General features: G+C 26.6%; 7 protein-coding genes. 2 read left to right on the forward strand and 5 right to left on the reverse strand.

What is annotated here, in order from left to right:
* Window positions 1–240 precede the first annotated feature (240 nt).
* Window positions 241–486 (forward strand): DUF3793 family protein, encoded by a 246-nt coding sequence (locus Q0V15_RS10725; protein ID WP_297438851.1) that lies wholly within the window; start codon window positions 241–243, stop codon window positions 484–486.
* On the opposite strand, the gene Q0V15_RS10730 is transcribed toward Q0V15_RS10725, so the two are convergent.
* From Q0V15_RS10730 to Q0V15_RS10750, 5 genes are all read right to left on the reverse strand, one after another.
* Window positions 448–1,314, reverse strand: coding sequence for a radical SAM/SPASM domain-containing protein (locus Q0V15_RS10730; protein ID WP_297438853.1), 867 nt, complete (start codon window positions 1,312–1,314; stop codon window positions 448–450). The genes Q0V15_RS10725 and Q0V15_RS10730 overlap by 39 nt on opposite strands.
* 85 nt (window positions 1,315–1,399) lie before the next feature.
* The gene (locus Q0V15_RS10735) at window positions 1,400–1,867 is read right to left on the reverse strand and encodes a hypothetical protein (protein ID WP_297438855.1); all 468 of its coding nucleotides are present in this window, start codon (window positions 1,865–1,867) and stop codon (window positions 1,400–1,402) included.
* 173 nt (window positions 1,868–2,040) lie between these two features.
* On the reverse strand, window positions 2,041–2,496 hold the full coding sequence (locus tag Q0V15_RS10740; protein ID WP_297438857.1) for a hypothetical protein: 456 nt from the start codon (window positions 2,494–2,496) through the stop codon (window positions 2,041–2,043).
* 81 nt (window positions 2,497–2,577) lie between these two features.
* A complete protein-coding gene (locus tag Q0V15_RS10745) occupies window positions 2,578–3,114 on the reverse strand; it encodes an ECF transporter S component (RefSeq protein WP_297438859.1) in 537 nt (178 codons plus the stop codon).
* 200 nt (window positions 3,115–3,314) lie between these two features.
* Window positions 3,315–5,585 (reverse strand): Hsp70 family protein, encoded by a 2,271-nt coding sequence (locus Q0V15_RS10750; RefSeq protein ID WP_297438861.1) that lies wholly within the window; start codon window positions 5,583–5,585, stop codon window positions 3,315–3,317.
* A gap of 169 nt (window positions 5,586–5,754) precedes the next feature.
* Here Q0V15_RS10750 and Q0V15_RS10755 point away from each other — a divergent pair.
* On the forward strand, window positions 5,755–6,662 hold a 908-nt coding region (locus Q0V15_RS10755; RefSeq protein ID WP_297438863.1), incomplete at its 3' end, for a hypothetical protein.

Raw genomic sequence — 6,662 nt, forward strand, 5'->3', positions numbered from 1 at the left:
TAGTAAATCTGATGAAAACCTAATTCCTTTTCCTAACTTTCCCATTTACTTTCCTCCTATAACTTCTTACTGCATTATAATTTATTAAAATTTTCTCTATATTATAATTATAGCAAATTTTATCTGAAAGTTTATTACAAATAACAATTTTTTTTAATATCATGTTAACTTATTTTTACATATTATATATCGCTACCTTATAAATGATAACAATTTTCAATTGATGTTATTAAAGATTTTATGAGCTGTACTCCTAAGAAATGTTTACTTTGTGGCTACTGGAAAGTTTATAATAACTGTCAAAGTGCTATTAATACTTTCACCCTTTATGATAAAGCACGTGAAAATCTTATAGATGATATTTTAATAGCTAGAAAAAGCTTACTTCTTAAATTAATATATAAAAATGGCAATATCACTCACCTTGTTGATATTGCCATTTTCTATTTATTTAGTTCTATCTGTAAATCCACATTTTTTACATAAATCCTCAACTGCTTTTCCACAAGAGAACCCCTCATATATAGCTTTTGATCTATCTGTATTTATAATAGTATCTAAATCCTCTTCAAAAATATTACCAAGCGGTATATTTCCATCACTATCTATGCAACATGGTACTACTGTCCCATCAACAAGTATTCCAAGTTGAGTTCTTAGTCCATAACAGAATGTTCTCTCACTTGCTGGTACGCCTCCCATAACAGGCCACTTAAATTTCTCAGCAGTCATTATATAAACTCTATCACGAGCCTTTGCATTAGGCTTCAATTTAAAATGCTCTTCAAGAGAGAAATCTATCTCTAAATTTTTCTCAAGTATTCCAAGTATCTCTTCATTTAAATCATTACTTGCCTCATAATCTGCCTCAAGATTCCAAAGTCTTAATGCACAAATTGTATCTGTCTTTTCATTCACCTCATTTACAAAGTCTGTTATTTCATTTATATACTCATAAAAATCTACCGTTTCATTAGCTTCAAAACTATGAAGTGATATATTTATTTGTCTTACTGCATTGCTTTCTATAATAGCTTTTCCATTTTTCTTTAAAAGAGTTCCATTTGTAGTTATATTTATTTTAAACCCTCTACTACTGGCAGCATCTATAAATGCTCCTAAATCTTTATTTAAAAGTGGCTCTCCCATAAGATGTAGATATATATAATCTGTAAAAGGTCTTACCTTATCTAGGATAACTTCAAATTTTTCAAGTTCCATATGTTCAAGTTTTCTCTTTGTCTTAGGACAAAAATTACAGCTCAGGTTACATATATTAGTTGTTTCTATATAAATCTTCTTAAATCTTGGCATACTTATCTCCTATTCACTTTTCTCTTTTATTATAAACAATAACAAAAAGACCTATTCACTTAATATGAATAGGTCTAAAATAATATTATTCTGCTATTATTTCTTCTGTTTCTACTTCAACTTCCATGTCTTCTGATTCAGTTTCTTCAACTTCCTCTTCATTCATTTTAGTAAGGAATTGATTAAAATCTCCTAATGAACTTTTTGCAAATTCTAAGAATAAATCTTCATCTATTTCCTTAAAAGCTCTAGTATTAACTAAAACTAAGTCATACATTCTTAAATTAACATCTGTCTTTCCAACAACTTTAACCATATCGATGCTCTTTAAAGCGTCTAATATTCCAGCACAATCTTTTTTATCATTAATTATTGCATTGTTTGTTTTTGGAAGCTTTGATTTTGAATCAAGTGTTACTAACTTGTAGAACTCACCATATTCATCATATAACTCTATAGCTACATTCTCAGTTTCTAAATATCTTTCTAATACTCCACTAAGGTGTAAACCTTCAAAAGAAACCTTCTTATTAAATACTCTTATACTAGCCATACTTATACCTCTTTTCTTTTAATTATCTAAGCTTAACATATAAATAAGCTTATCTCTAACATAACAATTATAGATTAATAACGTAATAATTAAAACCTTATTTTCAAATAAAGTATTAAAATCTTATAAATTTTATCAAAAGCATACTTTAATCACTATTTTTATTCCTAAATTTACCTAAAAATTGCTACATAAGTACTAGAAAATCTTCCACAAGTAATTCTATAAGCACTCCCTACATTAAAATTCACTCTATAATTAAATTTATATGTAAATCTATTATTTGTCTTATAATCTATAAAATATACCTCTGAATACTTATCACTTTTATTATTCTCTTTATCATACTTATATTTTATCTCTGTACACACAACTGTTGTTATAGTATAAGTATTAAATATAAAATCTACTATATTTATTATTCCTTTAGCATTAATAAATATGCCAGCTATTATAATTATAGGAATTGCTAAAAATGCTATATTTGATTTATATATATAATTATAAAAACCAAATCCTACTATAAATGATAAAATTATCACTAATAATAAATATCCCACACTTTTCTTTATAGGTCTTTTCCTTATATGTAACTTAATATTTATAGGTTTTATATCTTTTTTCCCCATAACATACCCTCCAACTCCATAATATATTAATTTATATTATACATTTAAAAAGTAGCTACTTATTAACATTTTAAAATCATATTATTTAATTATTTTCTTAACAATTGCAACTATTGGTATTGCTACAATAATTGAGAAAATTATTGGAATCAAATCTCCAACAAAATGTGCTCCTGCATATACTATACTTGCTGTAAATCCACTTACTACTTTAAGTATAATTCCACCCATTATTGCATTGGCTACAAAATAACCTGCAACGCTTATGATACCACCTACTATAAATGATATTATATATGATAATTTCCCTTTTATTTTATGTACAAGAATACTTGTTATATAAGCCATTACACCTTTAATTATAAAAGTAAATGGAACCCATATTAGATACCCTGCTGATACATCTACAAATGACATTCCAATTGCAGCTGCTATAAATGCTTTTTTTCTATCTAAAAGTACTGCTGCTAAAAATACCATACAATCTCCAAATTGCATAAATCCATTAAATGTAGGGATTTTTATAAGTGTACCCCCAATAAAAATAAGCGCTATCATAAGTGCTGTAAGTATTAATTCTCTAAGATTTTCACCATTCTTTTTATTTTCTATATTCATCCAAAGTCCTCCTAAGCAGTTATCTATCTCATATTACTCCTAAGTAATATCCTTTTCAAATGAACCCATACACTTTTTTCATGTAAATTAAAATATTATTGGGTATACTCTTAACAGTATACCCAATACATATTATATTTAATTATCACTTTTCTAAAAAACAAAAGACTTAACAATCACTCTATCAATTTATCAGAATATTATCCTATATAAATTAGTGATATTATTTCATTTTCTTTTTTTCTTGCCTCCATAAATTTATCTTTCTTTATAAGGCCTACTAAATCTCCTATAAGTTCATTTGCACTAGTTCTTACATCAGGATCAAGTTTTGAAGAAACATCTTTATAGTATTGCATAAGTCTTGCTAGGTCATCATACATTTCTCCATCTTTTGATGAATCATACTCTTCAATCAAATCACTACTATCAGCAGTTTCTATATTTTTTGTTTCTTCTATAGTGATTTCTTTCTTTTCCTCTTTATCCTTATCAATAATATTTCTAATATTCAGCTTCATAGGTTCTGCTTCAACTATATCTACTTTTTTTAAGTTACTTTGTTTATCAAGTCTTTCTTTTTCTATCTTTCTTTCCTGTTCTTCTATATCTAACTTTGCTCTTCTATTTCTTTCAAGTTCCTCTATTCTTTCTCTCTCAATCTTTGCATCTTGTAATCTTTTTACTCTTTCCTCTTCATTTTTCTTTGCTTCTAACTGCTCTTTTTTTATTTTTTCTCTTTTTTCATTTTCTAATCTTAACTTCTGTAAATCTTCTCTTTCTTTTTCTAACCTTTCAATTTCTCTCTTCTCTGCTTCTAGCCTTGCATTTTCTTCTTCTATTCTATATATTTCTTCCTCTTCAAGTCTTCTCATCTCTTCTTGTACCCTTAATTCCTCTTCTTCCTCTCTAGCCTTAATATCACTTTCATCTTCATTACTATTTTCAATATCATCAAATTCAAAAATCTCACTATCTTCATTAAATATATCTATACTCTTAAGCTTATTTCTTAAAGTATTTATTTCCTCTTCTTTAAGTCCTTTAACTGGTATTAACTTTCTTATATTCTTTGAATTACTAAGTACAATTGAAAATACTTCTAGTGTTCCATCTAAATTATAACTAATATCTATTTCTATTCCCTGTGCCCCCTTCTCATCTTTTGGTATATTTTCAAGGTCAAACTCACTTATAAATTTATTGCCTTTAACCTCTTCATTCTCACCCTCAAATATTTTAATTTGTGCAACTTCCTGATTATATTCTACAGTTTTATATTTTTTACTTATTGAAACTGGAAGTTTACTCCCCTTCTCAATTATTTTATCAAATACACCATTCATTATTTCTACACCTATATTATTAGATGTTACTTCATTCACTATATTTACTTCTTTATTATCAGCTATAGTGCTTAATATAGCCCCTTTAGCAACTAGCTCTTCTGGGTTTATTCCATTGACTATCTTTCCTTGAAACAAAGTTCCAAGTTTCTTCCTTATAAGAGGGATTCTAGTTGAACCTCCAACAAGAATAACTTTATCTATATTTTCAGCACTTATATTAGCTGATTTTAATGTTTCATTAACTATGCCTAAAGTTGTGTTTATCATATCATCTACTAGATATTCAAAATCATCTCTACTTAAATCAAGGTTTAAATCTAATGGATTATTATTTTCATCAAATGCTATATTAGGTACAACAATACTTGTTATTTTTTCAAATGATAAATCTTTTTTAGCCTCTTCAATTACTATGTTTATCTCTGTTATAAGTCTTTTATTATTTAAATCTATTTTTTTACCTGTAGAGCTTTCAAATAAAGTAATTATTGTATCAAATAATAATTTATTTATTGAATCTCCGCCCAAATCATATTTTCCACCATTTGATATCACTTTATAATTACTATCTTTTATCTCAAGTATACTTACATCAAAAGTACCACCACCAAGGTCATAAACCAATATATTTTCATTTTCCCCACTACTAACCCCATAAGCTATCGCTGCTGCTGTTGGTTCATTTATAATTGATACTATATTAAAACCTGCTATGAGTAGTGCATCTCTTGTTGCCTTTCTTTGTAATGAATTAAACATAGCTGGAACTGCTACTACAGCTTCATCAACTTTTTCATTTAAATTAAACTCAGCAATTCCTTTAAGTCTTTTTGCAATAACTGCCGATATATACTCTGGTTTAAAATTTTCACTCCCAAGTTTTATAAATTCACTCTTACCCATATGTTTTTTTATATTTTCACTTATAAATCTAGATTTTATAAAAGCTTTCTTCTTTGCATTTTTTCCAACTTTAAAACTATTACCATCAAGAAGAACAACAGATGGAATTACTACACTGTTCCCCTCTTGTAAATTTTTTATAAGCTTTGCATCTATTCCATCTAAATAAGCTATCTCAGAAGTACTTGTTCCTAAATCTATTCCTATTTTCCTTCCCATTAATTCTCCCCCTACAATATACTCTTTACTATAGTTATTAAATTTTTTTTATCATTATTCTTATTTTATAGTTAAATCATATTATTCTTATAATAAAATCCATCATTTTTTACTTTAAACTGCAATATAGTAATAACATAACTAATTTATAAAGATAGGAGATTTTTTTATGGCATTAATGAAACAATGTACTGTATGTTCTCAAAAAGGTATGTTTTTAAAACTTATTAACGGTATATGTCAATCGTGTACTGAAGATATTCATGAACTTGAAAATAAATATACTAAAATACTTCAAAAACTGGCTACATCACCAAATAACAAAGAATCTTTAGTTGCAGACCTTACACTTCTTATTTTTAATTTTAAAAAATATGATGGTATATCTAAAAACTTAAGTTTAAAGGATTTAGAAAATTTACTTCAATCTATTAGCATAAATATACAAACTGCCCCACATAAGAATGTTGAAGAAATTAAATATCCCCCTGTTATTGAAATAGAACCTTCATCTGAAATTATAAAAAAACCTATATCACCACCTAATGTTGATACAAGTTTAAATAATTTTAATGAAAGTTCTACAATAAATCTAAATTTAAACTCTAAATTACCACCTTCTAATAATAGCCATTATAAACTAGATGTACCTTCAGATTTCGATATGAAAATTAGAAACCTTATAGAGCCATTAGATATATTAGAAAATTCTTCTATTGAAGAAACAAAACCTAATATACCTATATCAATCAAAACTAACCTAAACCTTAGTTTAAATCCAAAAAACAATTATGAATCTATTAGTAATGAAAATTTTGCTTCTATTACTAACGATAAAATATCTGAATTTACTAATCCTGATAAACAAGAACCTACTATTAAAATGCATTCAATAAAAGATAGTCTTATGATTAGTAATATAAAATCTCGTTGTTCAATACTTATAAAAAAAATTGAAAATTCTAATGAAACACTTGAATCTATTGCAGAAAATTATTTTATAATAAAAAATGATATGCTTCCAACACTTGAAAAATATGATATAACAGAAGTTGATGGTACTAACATATTAAATTT

The sequence above is a fragment of the uncultured Clostridium sp. genome, from assembly GCF_947036855.1.
Taxonomy (GTDB): Bacteria; Bacillota; Clostridia; order Clostridiales; family Clostridiaceae; genus Sarcina.